This is a genomic window from Lacinutrix sp. MEBiC02595 (genome assembly GCF_053601555.1).
This window is the reverse complement of record NZ_JBSHNU010000222.1, coordinates 534,230-556,054: the sequence shown is the minus strand read 5'-3', so window position 1 is coordinate 556,054 and position 21,825 is coordinate 534,230. Positions and strand designations below refer to the sequence as shown.

The following is a 21,825-nucleotide window of genomic DNA, read 5'->3' as shown; positions in this document are numbered from 1 at the left end:
ATTAGAAATCCTCTTATTTAAGAGAAATAAAAATACTATTTATGGGAAAAGGAGATAAAAAAACAAAACGCGGAAAAATAAACAGAGGTACTTTTGGAGCCAGAAGACCACGAATAAAAAAACGCATAAAACCGGAAGCTAAAATAGATATTACTAAAAAAGCAAAGGCTTAATTATCGAATAAATAGTAAGTCTTTTTCTGTAGACATCGCTTCGCTAAAACCATAACCTTCATAGTTAAAACTTTTTAAATCGGCTATAGTTTTGGCATTTGTATCTACAATATATCTAGCCATAGAACCTCTAGCTTGCTTTGCATAAAAGGAAATCACTTTATATTCGCCATTTTTTAAATCTTTAAAATTGGCAGTTATAACAGGTACTTTTAAAGCTTTTACATCTACCGCTTTAAAATACTCGTTACTAGCCAGGTTTAAGAATAGTTCGTCTGCTTCTAGTTCTTCGTTTAAAGCTTGTGTTACTTTCTTTTTCCAGAATTCGTATAGATTTTTGTTTTTACCAATAGGCATTTTTGTGCCCATTTCTAGTCGGTAGGCCTGCATTAAATCTAATGGTTTTAAAACACCATATAATCCAGAAAGAATACGAACGGTATCTTGTAAAGTATCTAATTTTTCTGTCGGAATTGTATTTGCATTTAAACCTTTATATACATCGCCTGAAAAAGTATATACTGCTGGTCTTGCATTTTCTTTTGTAAATGGCAAGTTCCATTCTTGATTACGCTCATAATTTAGTTGTCCTAAATTATCGGAAATATGCATTAACGTTGATAAGCTTTTTGCAGATTTCTTTTTCAATAGTTTATTTAAGCGATCTGCTTCGGTTAAAAAGTGCGCTTCCGTGCTTTTTGTTGTTGGCAATTGGGTTTCAAAATCTAAGGACTTTGCTGGAGATAGTACTAGTTTCATAACATTTCTGTCTTTCGACTGCGCTCAAGATAAACTTCAGCAGGAATCTCATTTAAGGTTAATAATTTCTTCTTCTTTATGTTCATTTTGCCTTGAAGAAAACCCTTCGTCTACGCTCAGGATAAACCAAGCCAAAAGATCACAATCAAAATCAGGGAATTGCTAAAGCATCATTCTCTTTCGAGATTTCGTGCTTGAAGCTGCGCTTCGCATCTACATCTCTTCGTTCATTATTTCTGAATTTTGATATTTTCCGACTATGTCGGAATTTCAAGTACGCTAATAATACAATTAATTATCTAATAACTCAATTACAAATTTACAACTTACTTCTTTCCTTTTTTAAATATGCAAACTGAAATATTCTATGCGTGTATAAATGTTTACTATGAAAACAAATCTGCGTTAAGGATTGCAGTGGCATCCTTTTTTGTGTCCGTTCGAGTGATGCGACCATAGGAGCATTGTATCGAGAACACGAAAAAAAAGATATAACGGAAAGCCTGACATTTTTTTCCTGCGAGGTTTTAAAAACCTTGTAGGTATAAAAAATGGAACGCCCAACTTCACCTAAGTTCCGTTGGGCAATCCTACATTTCATTAATGATCTACATGCTTAGAATAATGTCTCCACTTTTCGATACATAGTTGAATGTCTTCTGGGATTTCAGACTCAAAACGCATGAACTCTTCCGTTTTTGGGTGTATAAAACCAAGTGTCTTTGCGTGCAGTGCTTGTCTTGGTAAAATTTTAAAACAGTTATCTACAAATTGTTTGTATTTGGTAAATGTGGTTCCTTTTAAAATCAGGTTTCCACCATAACGCTCATCGTTAAAAAGCGTGTGACCAATATGTTTCATGTGCACACGAATTTGGTGCGTTCTACCGGTTTCTAATTTACAAGCAACCATAGTAATATAGCCTAAACGCTCGATGACTTTGTAATGTGTTACGGCTGGTTTTCCGTTTCCTTCTTCATCATCCAGATAGACCGTATTTTGTAATCTATTTTTTTGATGTCTACCAATATTACCTTCGATGGTTCCTTCGTCTTCATCCATATTTCCCCAAACTAATGCTACGTATTCGCGTTCGCTCGTTTTTTTGGCAAATTGGCTAGAAAGGTGCGCCATGGCTTCTTCGGTTTTGGCAACTACTAGAAGTCCGCTAGTATCTTTATCAATTCGATGTACTAATCCTGGACGTTCACTAGAGTTATTTGGCAGATTGTCAAATCTGTAAATAAGTGCATTTATAAGTGTTCCAGAATAATTACCATGACCGGGATGTACCACCATTCCAGCTGGTTTGTTTACTACAAGCAGTTCATCATCTTCATAAACTACATCTAATGGAATATCTTCACCAACCAATAAGTTTTCAAAAGGTGGATGCTCGAACATGACACGAATTTCATCGGAAGGTTTTACTTTATAGCTGGATTTTACAGCTTCGTCATTCACAAAAATGTTTCCGTTTTTGGCTGCTGTTTGAATTTTGTTACGAATGGCATTTTCTATGCGATTCATTAAATATTTATCGATTCGTAAAGGCGCTTGTCCTTTATCTACAGTAAATGCATGATGCTCATAAAGAGAATCTTTTTCGTTTTGGCTTTCTGGTGTGTAATCTTCTATCATTATTCGTTTTGTCTTTCGACGGTTCTTAAGATAAACGTAATCGATTATCTTGTAATCATTGGATTTATTTTAGACTATGGTCTTTTTCCGTTTCCTAAAACGACATCTATTTTAGAAGTTTTTGGCAGTAAGTCCCCTGCATTTATTTTTTTTCCTTCAAAGCTTAGTCGTACCACTTCGTCTGTACCTAAATAATCAATATACGTTATTTTTCCGATAGTAAAACCTAAGGCTTCTAACATTGGTTTTGCTTGTCGGAAAGTACGTTCTCTTAAATCTGGAACTTGTATTTTTCTATAACCAGAAGGATTTAATGTTAAGTAAATTTTTCGGTCTTCTTTTACTTTTTCACCAGATGGCGGATCTTGATCTATTACCGAAAATTTAGGATATTTCGGATTGTAATTTGCCGAATCTTGAATTTGCATCACCAAATTATTCTCTTTTAGCTCTATTTCTGCTACTGCAATAGATTTTCCTTTTAATTCTGGAACAGTTTCAAAATTGCCATGATTAGTAGTATAGCTCAACCATCTTAACATAAGAAAAGTCAGTACTGCTATAGCTATAAATGCTAACACTAGTTGTTTTAAAAACGTTTTACTGGTAATAAATTTAACAATGCTCATGATCTTATTTTAGATAGGCAAATATATAAAAACAGAACTGTTTTTACTTTTGATTAATTAATGATATTTTAGCTTAACGATTATTTTCATCGTTTGTTATTAATATGAAGAAAAACATTGCCATTATAATGGGAGGATATTCTAGCGAATATGAGATCTCTTTAAAAAGCGGAAACGTTGTCTATGAACTACTTGACGCTAAAAAATACAACGTTTACAGGGTACACATTTTTAAAAATAAATGGGTTTATGTAGATGCCAACAATAGTGAATTTGCCATAGATAAAAATGATTTTTCGGTGACTATTGCCGACAAAAAAACAACTTTTGACTGTGTTTTTAATGCAATTCATGGTTCCCCAGGTGAAGATGGCTACATGCAAGCCTACTTTAAACTACTTAATTTACCACAAACTAGTTGTGATATGTACCAAGCGAGCGTAACGTTTAATAAACGAGATTGCTTGAGTATATTAAAGCCTTATGGAATTAAAACTGCGGAAAGCTTTTATATAAATCTTGGAGATAAAATAGATGAGGATGCTATTGTAAAAAAAGTGGACTTGCCTTGTTTTGTAAAAGCGAATAAAGCTGGAAGTAGCTTTGGTATTACCAAAGTGTATAAAAAAGAAGATTTACAAAACGCCATTAATGTTGCTTTTAAAGAAGATGATGAGATTATTGTAGAATCTTTTTTAGATGGAACGGAAGTTTCTGTTGGTGTAATCACCTATAAAGGCGAAACCAAAGTACTACCAATTACCGAAATTGTATCTAACAATGATTTTTTTGATTATAAGGCGAAGTATTTAGGCGAATCGCAAGAGATTACTCCTGCCAGATTAACTGAAGAACAAGAGGAAAAAGTAAACACGATTGCAAAAAAGGTTTACGAAATCTTAAAAATGAAAGGTTTTAGCCGAAGCGAATTTATTTTTAAAGATGGTGAACCTCATCTTTTAGAAGTAAATACGGTTCCTGGGTTAACCAGACAAAGTATTTTACCACAACAAGCAGCTGTTGCAGGAATAACACTTCCTGAGTTATTCGACAACGCGATTGTGGAAGCATTAAAGTAGTACGCAATGTACAGCAACACTAAACAGATAATAAATTATTATATTTGATAATAGAGATTCCCACGAAAGTGGGAATTAAAAATAAATTTTCAATGAAAAGAGCACTTTTCCCAGGATCCTTCGACCCAATAACACTAGGACATTACGACATCATCAAACGTGGTGTAAAACTTTTTGATGAAGTTATTGTTGCTATCGGCGTAAACTCAGAAAAAAAATATATGTTTTCTTTAGAAGAGAGAAAGCGTTTTTTAGAAGAATCTTTTAAAGACGAACCTAAAGTAAAAGTGGTAACCTATAAAGGTTTAACCATCGATTTTTGCAAAGTGGTAAAAGCTCAATTTATATTACGTGGCTTAAGAAACCCTGCCGACTTTGAATTTGAAAAAGCAATTGCACATACCAATAGAAAACTATCTAAAATAGAAACTGTTTTCCTTTTAACTGCTGCAAGAACCTCTTACATAAGTTCTAGTATTGTTAGAGAAGTGATACGAAACGATGGCGATTATACTGTTTTAGTTCCAGATAGTGTTAGAGTAAAACTATAAGGATATACTTTTTTGATATATAGCATCATGTAGCGTTGCAACAAAGTCTGAGGTATTAAAAGGTTTTAATACATAACCATTCATATCTTGTTGCTTAATTTTTCCTTCTACATCCTCTATCGACGCTGCTGTTAAAGCAACAATAGGTATTTCTGTATTAAATTCTCTTATACGTTTTGTGGTTTCATAACCATCTAATTTTGGCATATGCAAATCCATTAAGATACAATCAAACTTTTCTTTTTCAATCAATGCGATAGCCTTTATCCCAGAATCTACAGTTATAGATTTAATTTTTAAATGATCCAGCACTTTCCTAGTTACTAGTTGATTGATTTTATTATCATCCACAATTAAAATCCGCTTTCCTTCAAGAGCTTCTAATTGCATTGGAAATAAATCATCTAAACGATTCGTTTCTTCACTTTTATTAAATATCAAATCAAAATAGAAAGTACTCCCTTTTCCTTCTTCGCTTTCTATTTTTATCTCGCTTCCCATTGCTTTTAATATCTCTTTCACGATAGACAATCCCAATCCGGTTCCTCTATATGACTTTTCTATTTTAGCATGTTCTTGGTAGAAGTTCTTAAACACTAAGCCTTGTTTTTCTTTTGCGATACCAAGACCTGTATCTATTACTTCAAAATGAATTTTTACATCATGATCACTCTCTTTAACCTTTTTAACGCTTACCGTAATTTCCCCATTATTGGTGAATTTTATCGCATTAGAAATCAGATTAATAAAGATCTGCGTTAACTTTAAAGAATCGCTAAAAAGTTTTTCTGGGATGGTATCATCATAATCTAAAAAAATCACATTGTTACTTTCACGTAATGCAAACTCAATACTATCAATAGTACTAGATAAAATATCTTTTAGACAGAATTTGGATTGTTCAATTTTAATGGTTTGTGAATCCATTTTATTAAGTTCTAAAACATTGTTAATTAAGGATAACAATTGATTTCCAGAAAACTGAAGAGATTCCAAATATTCTTTATGTTCGACATTAAGATCTTCCTTTTGTAATAGACTAGACAACTCAATAACTGCGTATAAAGGTGTTCTTAGCTCATGGCTAATTTCTGAATAAAAATCACTTTTAACTTTAGATAAATTTTCTGCAACATCTCGAGCTATTTGTAATTCTCTATTCTTTTTTATAGTCCAATAAGTCGCTAAAACTAACAGTGCTATTAAGATACTAAGAAGCACCATAAATCGGTTAGATTTCACCAATTGCGCTTCTTTAATATTTTTTTCTTTTGTTAGATAGCTTAGTTTCTCCTCACTCTCCTTTATTTTATATCTTGCTTCTATGGTTTTAGCCAGAGACATATTATTCAACTTATTTATAGAATCCTTAATTTCCAGGTATTTATCCATCATATGAAGAGCTTGTTCGTAATTTTCATCCTCTTTATACAACTTTGTTTTTTTTCTATATATTTCTTCTTTACTATGTAAATACTTTTCGCTATTAGCTAAATCTATTGCTTTTTGAAAATAGATTTCAGAGGCATCAAAACGTTTTAATTTATGATATGCATACGCATAACTCAAATAAATTTCGCCAAAAATATGATCACTTTTTTCGTCTAAGCCTAGTTCTTTGGAAGCGTACATCGCTTGATCTAAATACGCTAAACCTTCTTTATAATTATTAGAATACTCTATTAAGTTTTTACCAACATTAACTTTTGGATAAATTAAATATCTATGAGGCTTAGCTAGTTTTGCAATATCAACCGCTTGTTTATATGCTTTATTGGCTTCTTCAACCATACCAAAATCTTCATAAGTCACGCCAATATCATTATATATCAAAACAATACTTAATGTATCTTTTGTTTTGATAAAGTAATCGCGTGCTTTAAAAGAATATTCAAAAGCTTTGTCTTTATCCTTTAATTCGGCATAAGAATATGCTAGGCCATTAAGGGCTTTTCCTATGAGCTCGTATCTTTTTGAACCTTCTATATATTCTAAAGTTTGCTTAGCTACATGTATCGCTTTACCGTATTCTCCCTTATTATTTAAGTCGTTTACATATAGGAGCACACTATTGATAGAATCAACTTCTTTATCGCGAATTTCTTGGGATTGCAGAAATGAAGGCGTAGTTATAAGAAGTATAACTACAAAAACCAAACGTGTCATAGGTTAAATTTAGGGAATATAATAATGCAAACGTAAAACATTTTAACGTGAAAAAACACACTTAATCGATAAAAATCAAATTAAACAACGTTTGAATACGCTTAAAACTTATATTCAGAAAGAGGTTTTGGGAAATCTTCTGGGTTTGCTGCTAGGTGATATCTAGGATCCTCTATATCTTCCACAACTACATCTCTAAACTTAGGACTCGACTTGTATAATAATATTTTACAATCTTCACTTAAATGTTTCAGCTTGATACTCTTTCCTTCCGCTTCATATTTCCCTACTAAATTAAAAATAGCTTCAATTGCAGAATGATCACTTATACGAGATTCTACAAAATCTATTTCTACTTTTTCAGGATCGCTTTTCACATCAAACTTATCATTAAAGGCTTGAATACTTCCGAAAAATAAAGGTCCCCAAATTTCGTAAATCTTAGTACCATCTTCTCTTATGCGTTTTCTCGCTCTAATTTTCTTAGCATTTTCCCAAGCAAAAACTAAAGCGGAAATGATTACACCTACAAATACTGCAACTGCTAAATCCACAAATACGGTTACTAAAGACACTGTAATTAACACAATAGCATCGGCCATTGGTATTTTCTTTAATATTCTAAAACTGGACCATGCAAAGGTTTCAATAACCATCATAAACATTACACCTACTAAAGCAGCAATTGGCACCATTTCTATTAACTTATCTGCAAATAGGATAAAAGATAATAAAGTAACGGCCATCATGATTCCGGATAATCTTCCGCGTCCGCCAGCATTTACATTAATTACGGTTTGACCAATCATACCACAACCTCCAGTCCCTCCAAATAAACCAGAAACAATATTTCCTGCTCCTTGTGCAACGCATTCTCTGTTTCCGTTTCCTCTAGTTTCTGTTAATTCATCTACTAGATTCATAGTCATTAAAGATTCTATTAACCCAACCGAAGCTGCTAAAAACGCAGGTAAAGCGATAAATTTCAAGGTATCTAAATTAAATGGCAACTTCTCCCAAAGCTCCATATTTGGTGTTGGAAACTCTCCTTTTAAACCGGTTCCTCCTCCTTCAATAATATAAGACCCTACTGTTGAAACATCCATATTGAAACCAATAACAATTAAACTAGTAACTAAAATGGCTGTTAATGCGGCAGGCAATTTTTTGGTGATTTTAGGTAAACCCCAAATGATTCCCATAGTTAATAACACTAATCCTATCATAACATATAGCTCCGATCCTTGCATATAAGTACCTACATATTCTTTTACACCGGCATCTGAAACCTCCATTGATTTATGCGAAAACATTTTTACTTGCGCCATAAAAATCACAATCGACAAACCATTTACAAAGCCCATCATTACTGGATGCGGAATTAAACGCACAAAGCGTCCAAGCTTAAAAACACCCGCTAGAATTTGTATTAAACCCATTAAAACAACACAAGCCATAAGGTAGAAAAAACCCATATTTTCAATTGGCGCATCAAACAACATCCCTTTTGTATGTCCGTCTGCTATCATACTAACAAAAATTACGGCAACTGCTCCTGCTGCTCCAGATATTAAACCTGGTCTTCCTCCAAAAATAGCGGTAATTAAACCAATAATAAATGCACCAGACAATGCCATTAAAGGATCTATTTGCGCAACAAATGCAAATGCAACCACTTCTGGAATCATAGCTAAAGACACCGTTATTCCGGCTAATACATCATCCTTTGCATTTGGCACTATTTTTCTTATAAACTCTGTCATTTCTTTATTTTTGAAGCAGCAAAAGTACTGTTAATTAACAGAAAGGCAAGTGCATATTACTATATTTGTGGTTCAACAATCTACTAAAACGTTTGAAGATGAAGAAAATATTTTTCTTATTCCTATTAATTACAGCTTGTAAAACGGAGAAAAGCAAGCCGAATTTTGATTTTACTACTGTTTTTGAAAAAAGTGAAGGCACAGAAACAGCAACGTACTTGGAAGTAATAAATTACTATTCGCAATTAGCAGAAACGTATCCTGAAATTTCAATGGAAGCGATAGGAGAAACAGATTCGGGAGAACCTTTACATATGGTTATATTAAACCCTGAAAATAATTTTAATTTTTCAGAAATCAGAAAAAACAAACGCATTCTTTTCATAAATAATGGGATTCATCCAGGAGAATCGGATGGTATTGATGCTACTATACTATTATTTAGAGATATTGTTCAAGGAAAAATAGACACTCCCAAAAACACGGTTTTAGTTACGATTCCTGTTTATAATGTTGGTGGAAGTTTAAATAGAAACGCCACTACTAGAACCAACCAAAACGGACCAAAAGAATATGGTTTTAGAGGAAACGCTAGAAACTACGACTTAAACAGAGACTTTATAAAGAGTGACACCAAAAATGCAAGAACCTTTGCACAAATATTTCATCGTGTGCAACCAGATGTTTTTATAGATAACCATGTAAGTAATGGGGCCGATTACCAATATACATTGACGCATTTATTCACACAACACAATAAACTAGGTGGTGCTTTAGGGAATTATCTGCATACCGAAATGATGCCAAAACTAGAAAAAAAGCTTTCTGAAAAAAAATGGGATATTACACCTTATGTAAATGTTTTCAATCAAGTTCCTGAAAAAGGTTTTAGCCAGTTTATGGATTCACCAAGATACTCTACAGGTTACACGACTTTGTTTAACACCTTAGGAATGATGGTAGAAACGCACATGCTAAAACCATACAAACAAAGAGTCGAAGGAACGTATGAGTTACTAAAAAGCATGATAGAAATTACGGAAGCCGATGGTGAAAATATTAAAACACTTCGTCACAACATTCACCAAAAAATCATAACAAATAAAACGTATCCGCTAAACTGGGAAGTAGACACGACAAAAACATCTACTTTAAACTTTAAAGGTTTTGAAGGTAATCGCATACCTAGTGATGTTACAGGAAAAGAACGCTTAAAATTTGACAGAAGCAAACCATTTACAAAAGAAGTAACCTATCAAAATTATTTTAAACCAAAAGATAGCGTTATCATTCCAAGTGCTTATATCATTCCGAAAGGTTGGTGGCACGTAATGGATTTGTTAAAACTAAATCAAGTAGAAATAACGGAATTAAAAAACGACACCGTTATAGAAGTAGAATCTTATAAAATGGATACTTTTGAAACTAGAAAATCACCGTATGAAGGGCATTATCAACATTATAATACAACTGTGAAATCTTCGGTAAAAAATGTAACCTTCAGAAAAGGCGATTATATAATTAATACCAATCAGAATGCTTTACGTTATTTAATAGAAACTTTAGAACCACAAGCGCCAGATTCCTTTTTTAATTGGAATTTCTTCGATACGATTCTTCAGCAAAAAGAAGGTTTCTCACCTTATGTATGGGAAGACAAAGCGAAAGCGCTTTTAGCAAACAACCCTAAACTTCAAATAGCATTCAACGTAAAAAAATCGTATAATAAAGACTTTGCAAATAATTGGTATGCGCAATTGGATTGGCTACATAAACAAAGTGAAAACTATGAAAAAGCACACTTACAATATCCAGTTTACAGACTAAAATAGAAGGAGTTAAAAGAATTAAAAATATTTTTATGCTTTTGTAAAACCAATTGAAAAATAATTTAATTTTGTTTAAAATCTATATCGCGATTATCGCTTTTAATGAACAAATACATTGTTGTCAATCAACCTGAAAAATGGCATTTTTCGATTGAGAATATTACGGTAATTTCCTCGCAAGAGTATCTTACTAATCCTAAATTCTCCCTTTTAAAAAAGGCTAGAATATTTAACCTTTGTAAAGATTACTCCTACCAATCTAAAGGATATTACGTATCTCTTTTAGCAGAAGCAAGAGGGCATTTAGCAATTCCTACGGTTAAAAACATTGTGGATTTAAAAACGCTAAAACTAGTTCGAATAGTTTCGGATGAATTTGATGATGTTATTCAACAAAGTTTAAAAAACATTAAATCTCGCGAGTTTACTTTAAGTATTTATTTCGGACAAAACGTAGCACAAAAATACAAGGAGTTAAGCGGCTTATTTTACAAACACTTTCAGGTTCCATTTTTACGCGTCAATTTCAACCATAACACAAAATGGAATATTCAAAGTATCAAGGCTATTTCAGAATCTGAAATCCCTGAAGAACACTTAGAAAGTGTGCACGAATTTGCGAATCAATATTTTGCAAAAAAACGCTATGATACGCCAAAGCTGACCAAATCGGATTTCGATTTAGCCATTCTAGTAAACCCTAATGATCCTGCACCACCAAGTAATGCAAAAGCCATAAAAAAGTTTATTGATATTGCTGAAAAAATGAATATTTATGCAGAAGTCATTGAACCTAAAGATCTTTCGCGTTTATCTTCTTTTGATGCATTATTTATTCGTCAGAGTACAGAAGTAAACAACGAAGCCTATGCTTTTGCTCGAAAAGCGCAACAAGAAGGTATTGCTATTATTGATTATCCGGATGCCATATTAAAATGCTGCAATAAAGTATATATGGCAGAAGCTCTAAATAATGCGAATATTGACACACCAAAAACTATCATTGTTCATAAAGACAATAGAGATCAAGTAATACAAGAAGTTGGTTTACCCTGTGTTTTAAAAGCACCGGATTCTACTTTTTCATTTGGAGTAAAAAAAGCAAAAACAGAAGCAGAATATCATACTTTGGTTAATGAAATGCTTAAAGAATCCGACCTTATTATTGCCCAAGAATTTTGCCCTTCCGATTACGATTGGCGCATTGGTATTATAGACGACAAACCGTTTTTTGCATGTAAATATTATATGGCAAAAGGACATTGGCAAATATATAATTGGAAAGCTACCCAAAAAAAGGATCAAGATGGTGATGCAGATTGCTTACCAATAGAAGAAGTACCAAAAAAGGTTTTAGATATGGCTTTAAAATCGGCAAGACTAATTGGTAAAGGATTATATGGCATTGATATTAAAGTAGTAAATAACAAACCAATGGTTATTGAAATTAACGATAACCCAAATATTGATTTTGGTGTCGAAGATCTGCATTATGGCGATTTGGTGTACACCGAAATTCTTTCCGCATTTAAAAGCAGACTCCTTTAATCATGAGTAAAAGATACCATTTGTTCGAAGTTTTTGGAATAGAATTAGAATACATGCTAATTAACAATAGTAGCTTTAAAGTGGCTCCTATTGTAGACACCTTATTAACCAAAAAAGCGGGGAAACTTGCTGCAGATATTGATAACGGAAAAATTGCTTGGAGCAATGAATTGGTTGCACACGTTATTGAATTAAAAACCAATGGACCAACTGCAGATTTAAATTCATTATCTAGTCTGTTTCATAACAATGTTATGGAAATCAACCAGCTTTTAAAAGCCGAAAACGCACAACTATTGCCAACCGCTTGTCATCCTTTAATGAATCCATTAACAGACACGCAACTTTGGAAACATAGTTACAGCGAAGTGTACGAGCTTTATAATCGCATTTTTAATTGTAAAGGTCATGGTTGGAGTAATGTGCAAAGTACACATATAAATCTTCCTTTTTACGATGATAAAGAGTTTGAAAAACTGCATGCTGCCATACGAATCCTTTTACCATTAATTCCTGGTTTAAGCGCAAGTTCACCTATTTTAGAAGGAAAAAATACAGGTTTTAAAGATACCCGTTTAGAATACTATAAAACCAACCAAAAGGAAATCCCCGAAATGACAGGTTTAGTAATTCCGGAACGTGTTTTTAGTAAAGTAGATTATTATGCTACTATTTTTGAACCGATAAAAAGAGCGATAAGACCACATGACACGAAGAAAATACTAGATCATCATTTTTTAAACTCTCGTGGTGCCATTGCTAGGTTTGATAGAAATGCAATTGAAATCCGCTTGGTAGACATTCAAGAAAGTCCGAAAGCAGACATTGCCATTTGCGTACTAATCATTGAAGTTTTAAAACTGTTCGTAAACAAAAAACTAGGTTCTTTACCGCATCAAAAAAAATGGTTAAAACAAGATCTATTTGCAATTTTAAATCCTATTATTAAAGATGGTGAAACCTATACCATTTCTAATCTTGAATATTTAGAATTGTTTCAATTAGAAGATAGCACAACCGTTCAAAATATTTGGAAGCACCTTTATGAAATTGCAAAACCTAATATAGATGCATCGCATTATGAAGCATTAGATATTATTTTAAAAGAAGGTACTTTAGCAACGAGAATATTAAAATCGGTAAACGAAGATTATTCCCAAGAGAACATCAAAAAAGTATATTATAATCTAGGATCCTGCTTACAGGAGAATGCCATGTTTGTTCCATGAAACTCTTACTAACTTGTGAGCATGGCGGAAATAAAATTCCGATGCAATATCAATCGCATTTTACTAATCACGAAGCGATTTTAAACTCCCATCGCGGTTATGATTTAGGAGCATTAGATGTCTTTAATCATTTGAAATCTCTAGCTGATTTTTCCGAATACAGCGAAACCAGTCGTCTATTAATTGAATTAAACCGAAGTCTACATCATAAAAATTTGTTTTCCGAATTTTCGAAGCAACTTTCAGAAAACGAAAAAGAGAAACTTATTTCTCGTTATTATTTAGAATATAGAGAAGGATTAGAAGCTGTGCTTGCAAAGCTGTTAAAACCAAATAAAAAAGTCATGCATATTTCTGTGCATTCCTTCACTCCTATTTTAAATGACAAAAAAAGAGATTGTGATATTGGATTATTATATGATTCTAGAATTGCTTCAGAAAAAGCATTCAGCAAAAATTTAAAAAAAGAAATATTAAAATTAGATAATACACTAAACGTAAGATTTAACTATCCTTATTTAGGAAAGGCAGACGGATTTACAACACATTTGCGCAAGCAGTTTCACAAAAACTATATAGGTATTGAACTAGAAATAAATCAGAAATTTACTACAAGTAACAAAATGGATTCTAAATTAAAAGCGGTACTTTTTTCAGCAATCAAAAATAGCATTATTAAACCAATAGCTTAATATTAGCATAGCTATTCTCTAAGGCTTTTTTGCTTTGCTCAGTATTTAACCATTCCACTTTAGTGATACCTTCATTTTCTTGAGGGTATAAATGGCCTTTAAAACTAGTTTTCATTTCAAACCAATAAGTAATCTTAATTCTGTTCTTACCGTTACGCTTAAAAATATGATAGGTAGTTTGCAAAGGTTTCCCTATTTTCAATCCGGCAACACCAGTTTCTTCTGCAACTTCTCGCACAGCTGTTTCTTCGATGGTTTCATGTTTCTCCGCTTTTCCTTTCGGTAAATCCCACTTATCATTTCTATAAATAAACAGAATTTCGCCCGCATCATTAAAAACTTTTCCGCCACCAGCAACCACATTTGGTAACAGTTTCAAAAACTTTTTAAGCAGTTTTTCAGGCTTTTTATGTATCAGTCTAACTTCTTTTAAGGAAGTAGTCTGGAGTTCTTTTATTACCTTACCAATATCCACAGAGTCAAGTAAATAGTTTTTAAAACCAGATTCTTTTTCTACAATATTAGTTAGTACTATAGGTTTATCGCTTACAAAAACTTGATACATTATATTCGTTTCATTTAGTTTTGTAAAAATATCATTTTTTTGCACAAAACAAATAGCATTAAAATTAAATTTATATGTAGTTTTGTAACTATGATTTTTAACAAAGACACAGCCAAAAAAACCGCAGAAGTTTTATTGCAAATTAATGCTATAAAACTTAGTCCGAAAGAACCATTCACTTGGGCTTCGGGATGGAAATCTCCTATTTACTGCGACAACAGAATCATTTTATCCTTTCCTCCAATACGAAATTACATTCGTGAAACGATGGCAAAACATATTGAATTGGAATATGGTAAACCAGATGTAATTGCTGGGGTTGCCACAGGTGCCATTGGTATTGGGATGTTAGTTGCTGAATATTTAGGACTCCCTTTTGTTTATGTAAGACCAGAAGCGAAATCTCATGGAAGACAAAACCAAATTGAAGGATTTCTAGAATCTGGTCAAAACGTGGTGGTGGTTGAAGATTTAATTAGCACAGGAAAAAGCAGTTTAAATGCAGTAAGAGCTCTAAAAGAAGCTCGTGTAAATGTGAAAGGAATGGTAGCTATTTTTTCTTATGGTTTTGCCGTTGCAGAACAAAACTTTAAAGAAGAAAACATTACTTTAAATACTTTAAGCAACTACGAAAACCTACTAGAGCAAGCATTAGACACAAAATATATTACAGAAAAAGAGTTACAAACTTTATTAGAATGGAATGCAAATCCTAGCGAATGGAACGCTTTTTGAAGTAACACAAATATTGTTATATTGTAAACACAATAAACAACTAAACTAATAACAACATACAATACAATGAATTTACAATCTCCAAAAGCAACCATTCAAAAATCTGCACAAGAAACCTTTGATTTTTTATGCGACGTAAAAAACTTTGAAAGTTTAATGCCAGAAAATATTAGCAAATTTGAAGTTTTAGGTGAAGACAAATTTCTTTTTGCTTTAAAAGGTATGCCAGAAATTATTCTAAAAAAGAAAGAAACGATAGCTCCTAACAAAATTGTTTTAGGTGCAGCAGGTGGAAAATTAGACTTTTCTTTAACTGCAAATATTATAGCAATTACAGAAAACTCAAGCGAAGTACAATTAGCTTTTGCTGGTGAGTTTAATGCCATGATGGGAATGATGATAAAAAAGCCCATTAGCAAATTTATTGAAACTTTGGCTGCAAATATGCCAGAAGCTGTTTAGTACAATAGTTTAATTTCTTTTAAATCGTATTCTTTTAAAATGTTATCTTCTAAAAGTACTTGAAGGTTTCCGTTTTGAGAAACAGATTGTATAATACCAGAAAACATTTCACCTTCTATGTCTTTAAACGTAGAAGGTTTCTTTTTTCTAAACAAGTATTTTTCATAAGTTGTTTTCAATTCTTCTAGACTTCCGTTTTCTAAAATGGAAAAGTAATACTTCAGATTTTCCATAAAGTCAAATAAGATTTCGTCTACATTAAAAACCCTTCCAGTTAGCAGTTGTAAAGACGAAGCTTGAGGTAAAGTTTGAAAATTAGTTTGGTTTACATTGATACCAATTCCTATAATAGAATCTTTAAATCTATTCTGTTTAATGCTGTTTTCAATTAAAACACCGCAAATCTTTTTGTTTTCTGACAAAATGTCGTTAGGCCATTTAATACTTAATTTAGGAATTTTATGTGCTTGTAAAGTCTTAATAATAGCAAGTGAAACCGTTATACTTATATAAAAATGCTGATCAAAATTTAAAAACGAAACATCCTTGAACACACTACACATAAGGTTTTCACCAGAATTAGCAGACCACAAAGTCCCCATTTGCCCACGTCCATTTGTTTGGTAATCTGTCTGTACAATAGTATAATCCACAACTGCCTCTTCGCTACTTAATTCTTTTAAAAAAGTATTCGTGGAGTTGATGGCATTAAGTTTGATTATACGCATTATATTAGTGCTTTTAAATCTTATATATTTTTAACACTATAAAGAACTAAAAAAATAATAACTTTGCACAAATTTAATTGATATTAATGACAAAAAAACAAACAAATCCAGACGAGCTAATCACTGGGATTTTAGCTGGAATTGAAGATGTAAAAGGACAAAACATAAACATTCTAGATTTACGAGAAATAGAAAATACGGTTTGTGACTATTTTATAATTTGTGAAGGTACTTCTAACACCCAAGTAAGTGCTATTGTTAATTCTGTACAGAAAAAAGTTAGCAAAGATTTAAAAGATAAGCCTTGGCATATTGAAGGTTTAGATAATGCGGAATGGGTTTTAATGGATTATGTAAACGTTGTTGTTCACGTATTTCAAAAACACATTAGAGAGTATTATGACATTGAAAGTCTTTGGGGAGACGCAAAAACTACAGTTATAGAATCTAACTATTAAACAAATTAATGGCAAACGAAAAAAACACAAATAGCAAAAAACCTAAATTTAATTATTATTGGATTTATGGTGGCGTAATAGCCATTTTTATTGCAATGCAATTTTTAAACGGAAGTGGTTTACAAGACGCTAAAACAATTACTCCATCACAATTTTTTGAATACGCAAAAGATAATGAGGTTGCAAAAGTTGAAATAATAAATAGACACGAAGCAAACGTTTATTTAACTAAAGAGGCGCAAGACAAAGAAACACACAAAAAATCTAAACCTTCTAGTTTTATACCTAGTTCTACAAAATTACCAAATTACAGTTTTGAAATTGGTGATTTACAAAACTTTGAAAATGACCTTAAGGCAATTGGTAAATACGATATTTTAAGTAATAAAACGGTTTCTAATGCTTGGGGAGATTTAATCATTGGCTTAATACCATTTGTACTTTTAATTGGTGTTTGGGTATTTATTATGCGACGCATGTCTGGAGGTTCTGGTGGTGGCGCTGGTGGTCAAATATTCAATATTGGTAAATCTAAAGCCAAGCTTTTTGATGAAAATACAGAAGTAAAAACATCGTTTAAAGATGTTGCTGGTTTAGAAGGAGCAAAAGAAGAAGTTCAAGAAATTGTAGACTTCTTAAAAAGCCCAGAAAAATATACTTCACTTGGTGGTAAAATACCAAAAGGAGCCTTACTAGTAGGACCTCCAGGAACCGGAAAAACCTTATTAGCAAAAGCCGTAGCTGGAGAGGCTAAAGTACCTTTCTTTTCTCTATCTGGATCTGACTTTGTAGAAATGTTTGTAGGTGTTGGTGCTTCTCGTGTTAGAGATTTATTTAAACAAGCCAAAGAAAAATCACCAGCAATTATTTTTATTGATGAAATAGATGCTATTGGTCGTGCAAGAGGTAAAAATGCTATGTCTGGAAGTAATGACGAGCGTGAAAACACTTTAAACCAATTACTAACAGAAATGGATGGTTTTGGTACAAATACCAATGTAATCGTAATTGCTGCAACCAATAGAGCAGATATTCTAGATAAAGCTTTAATGCGTGCTGGACGTTTTGATAGACAAATTTTCGTAGACTTACCAAACTTAACGGAAAGACGTGCCATTTTTGATGTGCATTTAAGACCACTTAAAAAGGTTGAAGGATTAGATATAGACTTTTTAGCAAAACAAACACCAGGATTTTCTGGAGCAGACATTGCCAACCTATGTAATGAAGCGGCATTAATAGCTGCTAGAACAAACAAAAAAGCAGTAGAGAAACAAGATTTCTTAGATGCTGTAGATAGAATTGTTGGTGGTCTAGAAAGAAGAAGTAATCTTTTTTCTGTAGAAGAAAAGAAAACTATTGCATACCACGAAGCTGGTCACGCAGCGGTAAGTTGGTTTTTAGAACATGCAGATCCATTAGTAAAAGTAACTATTGTACCTAGAGGAAGATCTTTAGGAGCCGCTTGGTACTTGCCGCAAGAAGCATATATTACTAGAACAGAAAAGTTTCTAGACGAAATATGTGTTACTATGGGAGGACGTGCTGCCGAAAAAATAATCTTTAATCAAATATCCACTGGTGCTTTAAGCGATTTAGAAAACGTAACTAAAAAAGCAAAAGCAATGGTTATGATATATGGATTAAACGAAAAAGTAGGAAACATTACCTATTACGATCCTGCAGGAGAAGGCGGATTTGTAAAACCATATAGCGAAAAAACAGCAGAGCTAATAGATAGTGAGATTAAAAACATTATTGAAACACAATTTCAACGTGCATTAGATTTATTAGAATCTAAAAGAGATGTACTTGATAAATTAGCAAATAGACTGATAGAAAGAGAAGTTATTTTTAAAGATGATTTAGAAGAACTTTTAGGAAAACGACCTTTTGACACGGAAAAAGAACCTATTTTAGATAAGTAATTTTTTCTAAATAAAATGTTAACATTAATTTAAAATCTTAAATTAGCCCATTGGTTAGTTTAAGATTTTTTATCTTTGAAAAACGCCATAGCTAAAGCATAATCAGCTATAATTTAAATGAGCCTTTTTAGAAAAATTTTTGGTTCCAAATCTGATACATCGGAGGAAGAATTACAATCGGACAAACGTGGCAAATACATGCCAGAAATAAAGCTACCAATAGATGAAAAGTTTACTATAAACTTTAAATCTAATGGCGGAAAGTTCTTGTATTGTGAAAATTTAAACGAAGTTTTTGATTGTATGCAGCATATTCTTAGTGAAAATAATTGGCAAGAAGCTAGCGCATTTATACTAGATGAAAATTTAAAAGATAAATTCTCTAATTCTAATTTAAAAGTTACCAAAAAAATTTCGGAAGCAGAATATATGCTTACCACTTGTGAAAATCTAATTGCAGATGATGGTTCTTTACTTATTTCCTCTAACCAAATTGCGGAAAAAAAGTTAAATGAATTACCCGATAACTTTATAATTTTCTCTACTACAAGTCAAATTGTAGAAAATATAGGAGAAGGTTTAAAAGGAATTAAAAAGAAAAACTTACAAAGAATTCCTACAAACATTACTACCATTAAGCACTTTAAATCTTGCGATGAAAAAGACTTCTTAACCTATGGAAGTAGTTCAAAAAACCTATATTTGCTGCTTTTAGAAGACCTTTAAGATGAAATGTAACAATATGCATGTACTACTTGTAGACAAAAACGGTAAAGACATTGCATCTGTCCTTTAAAAAAAACCAAAACCAACAGATGAAAGACATTGCTATTCGCGCATTTTCAGGATTAATTTATGTACTACTACTAGTCCTTTCTTTGTATAATAAACATGCATTAATCCTTCTATTTTTTGTTTTCGGCCTTATTTGTTTAGCAGAGTTTAAAAAGCTAATTCGGTTAAAAGGGTTTATTTCTTATATTATTTTTACCATCCTCTATTTTATTTTTGGCTATTGGCAACTAGTAATGCAATCTTCTGTAGGACTAGACGAAGCCACACAAATACTACAAGTAATCACTATTTTTGTTCTTTTATTTTTAATTAAAGATTTATTTTCAGAAAAAAAAATCCCTCTTTTTATCTCTAAAAGATTTACACTTACCACCTTTTATATTTCGAGTGCATTTGTATTTCTAATACTTATAGCCAATTACTTCACGGTATATAATCCTAATATTCTACTAGGTTGTTTCATATTAGTTTGGGTTAATGACACTTTTGCTTACTTAGTTGGATCGCGTTTTGGAAAACAAAAGCTTTTCCCTAGTATTTCACCTAAAAAGACGGTTGAAGGCTTTCTTGGAGGTTTATTATTTGCATGTATTTCTAGTTATTTTATTGCGGAATACACCCATACATTAACATTCACATACTGGTTAATTCTAAGTATAATAGTTAGCGTATTTGGTACTTTAGGAGATTTAATAGAGTCTAAATTTAAACGTCAAGCCAAAGTAAAAGATAGTGGTGTAATTATGCCAGGACATGGCGGATTGCTAGATAGGTTTGATAGTATTATATTTGCGGCTCCTTTTATTTATTTATTTTTAAGAATTATACATTATGTTTCATAAAGAAGGTTATAAAATCATAACAATTGCATTTATACTTGTAGTTGTTTCCTGTTTGTTAATAGATACGCTTGTTAGCATTAATTGGCTTCAAATAGTATTATTTACTATAGTTGGTGTATTCTTATATTTAATACTTCAGTTTTTTAGAAACCCAAAAAGAAACACTGTAAGTAATGACAATAACGTAGTTTCCCCTGTAGATGGTAAAGTGGTTGTTATTGAAGAAGTTTTTGAAAAAGAATATTTTAATGAAAAGAGATTACAAGTAAGCGTTTTTATGTCGCCATTAAATGTGCACGTAACGCGCTATCCTATTAATGGAAAAGTAGTTTTTAGTAAATATCATCCTGGTAAATTTCTAGTAGCCTGGCATCCAAAGTCTAGTGAAGAAAATGAACGAACTACGGTAGTTGTAGAAAACACTTCTTACGGTAAAGTATTATACAGACAAGTTGCTGGGGCATTAGCGAAACGTATTGTAAATTATGCGAAAGAAGGAGATGCTGCAATTCAAGGTAGCGACTCTGGTTTTATTAAATTTGGTTCGAGAGTAGATTTATATTTACCTTTAGATACTAAAATTAAAGTTTCACTGAACCAAAAAGTTCGTGGTGGTGAAAGTATTATAGCAGAAAAATAATGACTTCTGAAGAATTAGACATAACGTTTAGAGATGCTGTTGCAAGAATAAATGCGCATGAAGAGCCTTTTCCTGCCGATCTCTTGTTACGTCTATATGCATACTATAAAAAATCTACGAACGACTACAGTAGACCAAGTAGTAAGAAGGAAATAATAAATGCGTTTAAAACAAATGCTTTATTTCAAATTCAAAAGATTACCCAAGACGAAGCGAAACAAACCTACATAGACTTGGTAAACAACTACTTTTTGTATAGAAAATGATAGCTACAGATTTCTTGCTAGAAATGCCTGCATTAGTTGGCATTATTTTTATTCTAACAGGAATCATCATGCAGCTATTTCCTCCAAAAAAAATCAATCCTCTTTATGGTTATAGAACTAGAAATTCTATGAAAAACCAGAATAATTGGGATTTTGCCCAAAAATACGCTGCAAAACTATTAACTATAATTGGCGTTGTTCTTTTGCTACTTTCGACTTTAAATATTTTCTTTAATATTCAGGGAAATTTAGAAAAAATAATTAGTGCTATTTTAATACTTGGAGCTGTTATCTTTTTACTTATTAAAACAGAAGGCAAGCTTAAAGGTTTATAGGAGTCTCTTTTA

At 32.2% G+C, this 21,825-nt stretch carries 23 protein-coding genes; 16 read left to right on the top strand and 7 right to left on the bottom strand.

Annotated elements, in window-relative coordinates:
* Positions 1-41 precede the first annotated feature (41 nt).
* Positions 42-173 (top strand): 30S ribosomal protein THX, encoded by a 132-nt coding sequence (locus ACVCZW_RS12355; RefSeq protein WP_452228720.1) that lies wholly within the window; start codon positions 42-44, stop codon positions 171-173.
* On the opposite strand, the gene yaaA is transcribed toward ACVCZW_RS12355, so the two are convergent.
* The 3 genes from yaaA to ACVCZW_RS12340 form a co-directional block, all read right to left on the bottom strand.
* A complete protein-coding gene (gene yaaA, locus ACVCZW_RS12350) occupies positions 174-932 on the bottom strand; it encodes a peroxide stress protein YaaA (RefSeq protein WP_452232544.1) in 759 nt (252 codons plus the stop codon).
* Between the two features lie 600 nt (positions 933-1,532).
* Positions 1,533-2,573, bottom strand: coding sequence for an RluA family pseudouridine synthase (locus ACVCZW_RS12345; protein WP_452228718.1), 1,041 nt, complete (start codon positions 2,571-2,573; stop codon positions 1,533-1,535).
* A 74-nt stretch (positions 2,574-2,647) separates the two neighbouring features.
* Complete coding sequence (locus ACVCZW_RS12340; RefSeq protein WP_452228717.1) at positions 2,648-3,202, bottom strand: PASTA domain-containing protein; 555 nt, start codon at positions 3,200-3,202, stop codon at positions 2,648-2,650.
* Between the two features lie 104 nt (positions 3,203-3,306).
* On the opposite strand from ACVCZW_RS12340, the gene ACVCZW_RS12335 reads away from it, so the two are divergent.
* Together ACVCZW_RS12335 and coaD are read left to right on the top strand one after the other, a co-directional pair.
* Positions 3,307-4,281, top strand: a complete 975-nt coding sequence (locus tag ACVCZW_RS12335) for a D-alanine--D-alanine ligase (RefSeq protein WP_452232543.1) — start codon at positions 3,307-3,309, stop codon at positions 4,279-4,281.
* A gap of 92 nt (positions 4,282-4,373) precedes the next feature.
* On the top strand, positions 4,374-4,832 hold the full coding sequence (gene coaD, locus ACVCZW_RS12330; protein WP_452228715.1) for a pantetheine-phosphate adenylyltransferase: 459 nt from the start codon (positions 4,374-4,376) through the stop codon (positions 4,830-4,832).
* On the opposite strand, the gene ACVCZW_RS12325 is transcribed toward coaD, so the two are convergent.
* Entirely contained in the window at positions 4,827-6,998 is a 2,172-nt protein-coding gene (locus tag ACVCZW_RS12325) for an ATP-binding protein (protein WP_452232542.1), read from the bottom strand. The genes coaD and ACVCZW_RS12325 overlap by 6 nt on opposite strands.
* A 101-nt stretch (positions 6,999-7,099) precedes the next feature.
* A complete protein-coding gene (locus ACVCZW_RS12320) occupies positions 7,100-8,761 on the bottom strand; it encodes a SulP family inorganic anion transporter (RefSeq protein WP_452232541.1) in 1,662 nt (553 codons plus the stop codon).
* 98 nt (positions 8,762-8,859) lie between these two features.
* Between ACVCZW_RS12320 and ACVCZW_RS12315 the strand changes: the two genes are divergently transcribed.
* The 4 genes from ACVCZW_RS12315 to ACVCZW_RS12300 all read left to right on the top strand — a co-directional run bounded on the left by ACVCZW_RS12315 (position 8,860) and on the right by ACVCZW_RS12300 (position 14,059).
* Complete coding sequence (locus ACVCZW_RS12315; RefSeq protein WP_452232540.1) at positions 8,860-10,593, top strand: M14 family metallopeptidase; 1,734 nt, start codon at positions 8,860-8,862, stop codon at positions 10,591-10,593.
* A gap of 99 nt (positions 10,594-10,692) precedes the next feature.
* The gene (locus ACVCZW_RS12310; RefSeq protein WP_452232539.1) at positions 10,693-12,138 is read left to right on the top strand and encodes a RimK family protein; all 1,446 of its coding nucleotides are present in this window, start codon (positions 10,693-10,695) and stop codon (positions 12,136-12,138) included.
* 2 nt (positions 12,139-12,140) lie between these two features.
* Positions 12,141-13,367, top strand: coding sequence for a glutamate-cysteine ligase family protein (locus tag ACVCZW_RS12305; protein ID WP_452232538.1), 1,227 nt, complete (start codon positions 12,141-12,143; stop codon positions 13,365-13,367).
* Positions 13,364-14,059 carry an N-formylglutamate amidohydrolase gene (locus ACVCZW_RS12300; RefSeq protein ID WP_452232537.1) on the top strand — a complete coding sequence of 232 codons (696 nt, stop codon included), beginning with the start codon at positions 13,364-13,366 and terminating at the stop codon, positions 14,057-14,059. Before ACVCZW_RS12305 ends, ACVCZW_RS12300 begins: the two co-directional genes overlap by 4 nt.
* Here ACVCZW_RS12300 and ACVCZW_RS12295 read toward each other — a convergent pair.
* Entirely contained in the window at positions 14,043-14,624 is a 582-nt protein-coding gene (locus tag ACVCZW_RS12295; protein ID WP_452232536.1) for an NUDIX hydrolase, read from the bottom strand. The genes ACVCZW_RS12300 and ACVCZW_RS12295 overlap by 17 nt on opposite strands.
* 90 nt (positions 14,625-14,714) lie before the next feature.
* Between ACVCZW_RS12295 and pyrE the strand changes: the two genes are divergently transcribed.
* Entirely contained in the window at positions 14,715-15,359 is a 645-nt protein-coding gene (gene pyrE, locus ACVCZW_RS12290) for an orotate phosphoribosyltransferase (protein WP_452228707.1), read from the top strand.
* A 66-nt stretch (positions 15,360-15,425) separates the two neighbouring features.
* Complete coding sequence (locus ACVCZW_RS12285) at positions 15,426-15,821, top strand: SRPBCC family protein (protein ID WP_452228706.1); 396 nt, start codon at positions 15,426-15,428, stop codon at positions 15,819-15,821.
* Here ACVCZW_RS12285 and ACVCZW_RS12280 read toward each other — a convergent pair.
* Complete coding sequence (locus ACVCZW_RS12280) at positions 15,818-16,549, bottom strand: biotin--[acetyl-CoA-carboxylase] ligase (RefSeq protein WP_452228705.1); 732 nt, start codon at positions 16,547-16,549, stop codon at positions 15,818-15,820. The two genes, ACVCZW_RS12285 and ACVCZW_RS12280, sit on opposite strands and share 4 nt — an antisense overlap.
* A gap of 86 nt (positions 16,550-16,635) precedes the next feature.
* Here ACVCZW_RS12280 and rsfS point away from each other — a divergent pair, with 86 nt between their 5' ends.
* From rsfS to ACVCZW_RS12245, 7 genes are all read left to right on the top strand, one after another.
* Positions 16,636-17,007, top strand: a complete 372-nt coding sequence (gene rsfS, locus ACVCZW_RS12275) for a ribosome silencing factor (protein ID WP_452228704.1) — start codon at positions 16,636-16,638, stop codon at positions 17,005-17,007.
* A gap of 8 nt (positions 17,008-17,015) precedes the next feature.
* Complete coding sequence (ftsH, locus tag ACVCZW_RS12270; RefSeq protein ID WP_452228703.1) at positions 17,016-18,935, top strand: ATP-dependent zinc metalloprotease FtsH; 1,920 nt, start codon at positions 17,016-17,018, stop codon at positions 18,933-18,935.
* A 117-nt stretch (positions 18,936-19,052) separates the two neighbouring features.
* Positions 19,053-19,661, top strand: a complete 609-nt coding sequence (locus ACVCZW_RS12265; protein WP_452228702.1) for an LUD domain-containing protein — start codon at positions 19,053-19,055, stop codon at positions 19,659-19,661.
* Between the two features lie 89 nt (positions 19,662-19,750).
* Positions 19,751-20,572 carry a phosphatidate cytidylyltransferase gene (locus ACVCZW_RS12260; RefSeq protein WP_452228701.1) on the top strand — a complete coding sequence of 274 codons (822 nt, stop codon included), beginning with the start codon at positions 19,751-19,753 and terminating at the stop codon, positions 20,570-20,572.
* The gene (locus tag ACVCZW_RS12255) at positions 20,562-21,212 is read left to right on the top strand and encodes a phosphatidylserine decarboxylase family protein (protein WP_452228700.1); all 651 of its coding nucleotides are present in this window, start codon (positions 20,562-20,564) and stop codon (positions 21,210-21,212) included. The genes ACVCZW_RS12260 and ACVCZW_RS12255 overlap by 11 nt, the downstream gene beginning before the upstream one ends.
* A complete protein-coding gene (locus ACVCZW_RS12250; RefSeq protein WP_452228699.1) occupies positions 21,212-21,478 on the top strand; it encodes an acyl-CoA-binding protein in 267 nt (88 codons plus the stop codon). Before ACVCZW_RS12255 ends, ACVCZW_RS12250 begins: the two co-directional genes overlap by 1 nt.
* Positions 21,475-21,813 (top strand): SdpI family protein, encoded by a 339-nt coding sequence (locus ACVCZW_RS12245; RefSeq protein ID WP_452232535.1) that lies wholly within the window; start codon positions 21,475-21,477, stop codon positions 21,811-21,813. Before ACVCZW_RS12250 ends, ACVCZW_RS12245 begins: the two co-directional genes overlap by 4 nt.
* Positions 21,814-21,825 lie beyond the last annotated feature (12 nt).

Coding starts and splice junctions, on each gene's coding strand:
- ACVCZW_RS12355 (WP_452228720.1), top strand. CDS start 42: ATGGGAAAAGGAGATAAAAAAACAAAACGCGGAAAAATAAACAGAGGT.
- yaaA (WP_452232544.1), bottom strand. CDS start 932: ATGAAACTAGTACTATCTCCAGCAAAGTCCTTAGATTTTGAAACCCAA.
- ACVCZW_RS12345 (WP_452228718.1), bottom strand. CDS start 2,573: ATGATAGAAGATTACACACCAGAAAGCCAAAACGAAAAAGATTCTCTT.
- ACVCZW_RS12340 (WP_452228717.1), bottom strand. CDS start 3,202: ATGAGCATTGTTAAATTTATTACCAGTAAAACGTTTTTAAAACAACTA.
- ACVCZW_RS12335 (WP_452232543.1), top strand. CDS start 3,307: ATGAAGAAAAACATTGCCATTATAATGGGAGGATATTCTAGCGAATAT.
- coaD (WP_452228715.1), top strand. CDS start 4,374: ATGAAAAGAGCACTTTTCCCAGGATCCTTCGACCCAATAACACTAGGA.
- ACVCZW_RS12325 (WP_452232542.1), bottom strand. CDS start 6,998: ATGACACGTTTGGTTTTTGTAGTTATACTTCTTATAACTACGCCTTCA.
- ACVCZW_RS12320 (WP_452232541.1), bottom strand. CDS start 8,761: ATGACAGAGTTTATAAGAAAAATAGTGCCAAATGCAAAGGATGATGTA.
- ACVCZW_RS12315 (WP_452232540.1), top strand. CDS start 8,860: ATGAAGAAAATATTTTTCTTATTCCTATTAATTACAGCTTGTAAAACG.
- ACVCZW_RS12310 (WP_452232539.1), top strand. CDS start 10,693: ATGAACAAATACATTGTTGTCAATCAACCTGAAAAATGGCATTTTTCG.
- ACVCZW_RS12305 (WP_452232538.1), top strand. CDS start 12,141: ATGAGTAAAAGATACCATTTGTTCGAAGTTTTTGGAATAGAATTAGAA.
- ACVCZW_RS12300 (WP_452232537.1), top strand. CDS start 13,364: ATGAAACTCTTACTAACTTGTGAGCATGGCGGAAATAAAATTCCGATG.
- ACVCZW_RS12295 (WP_452232536.1), bottom strand. CDS start 14,624: ATGTATCAAGTTTTTGTAAGCGATAAACCTATAGTACTAACTAATATT.
- pyrE (WP_452228707.1), top strand. CDS start 14,715: ATGATTTTTAACAAAGACACAGCCAAAAAAACCGCAGAAGTTTTATTG.
- ACVCZW_RS12285 (WP_452228706.1), top strand. CDS start 15,426: ATGAATTTACAATCTCCAAAAGCAACCATTCAAAAATCTGCACAAGAA.
- ACVCZW_RS12280 (WP_452228705.1), bottom strand. CDS start 16,549: ATGCGTATAATCAAACTTAATGCCATCAACTCCACGAATACTTTTTTA.
- rsfS (WP_452228704.1), top strand. CDS start 16,636: ATGACAAAAAAACAAACAAATCCAGACGAGCTAATCACTGGGATTTTA.
- ftsH (WP_452228703.1), top strand. CDS start 17,016: ATGGCAAACGAAAAAAACACAAATAGCAAAAAACCTAAATTTAATTAT.
- ACVCZW_RS12265 (WP_452228702.1), top strand. CDS start 19,053: ATGAGCCTTTTTAGAAAAATTTTTGGTTCCAAATCTGATACATCGGAG.
- ACVCZW_RS12260 (WP_452228701.1), top strand. CDS start 19,751: ATGAAAGACATTGCTATTCGCGCATTTTCAGGATTAATTTATGTACTA.
- ACVCZW_RS12255 (WP_452228700.1), top strand. CDS start 20,562: ATGTTTCATAAAGAAGGTTATAAAATCATAACAATTGCATTTATACTT.
- ACVCZW_RS12250 (WP_452228699.1), top strand. CDS start 21,212: ATGACTTCTGAAGAATTAGACATAACGTTTAGAGATGCTGTTGCAAGA.
- ACVCZW_RS12245 (WP_452232535.1), top strand. CDS start 21,475: ATGATAGCTACAGATTTCTTGCTAGAAATGCCTGCATTAGTTGGCATT.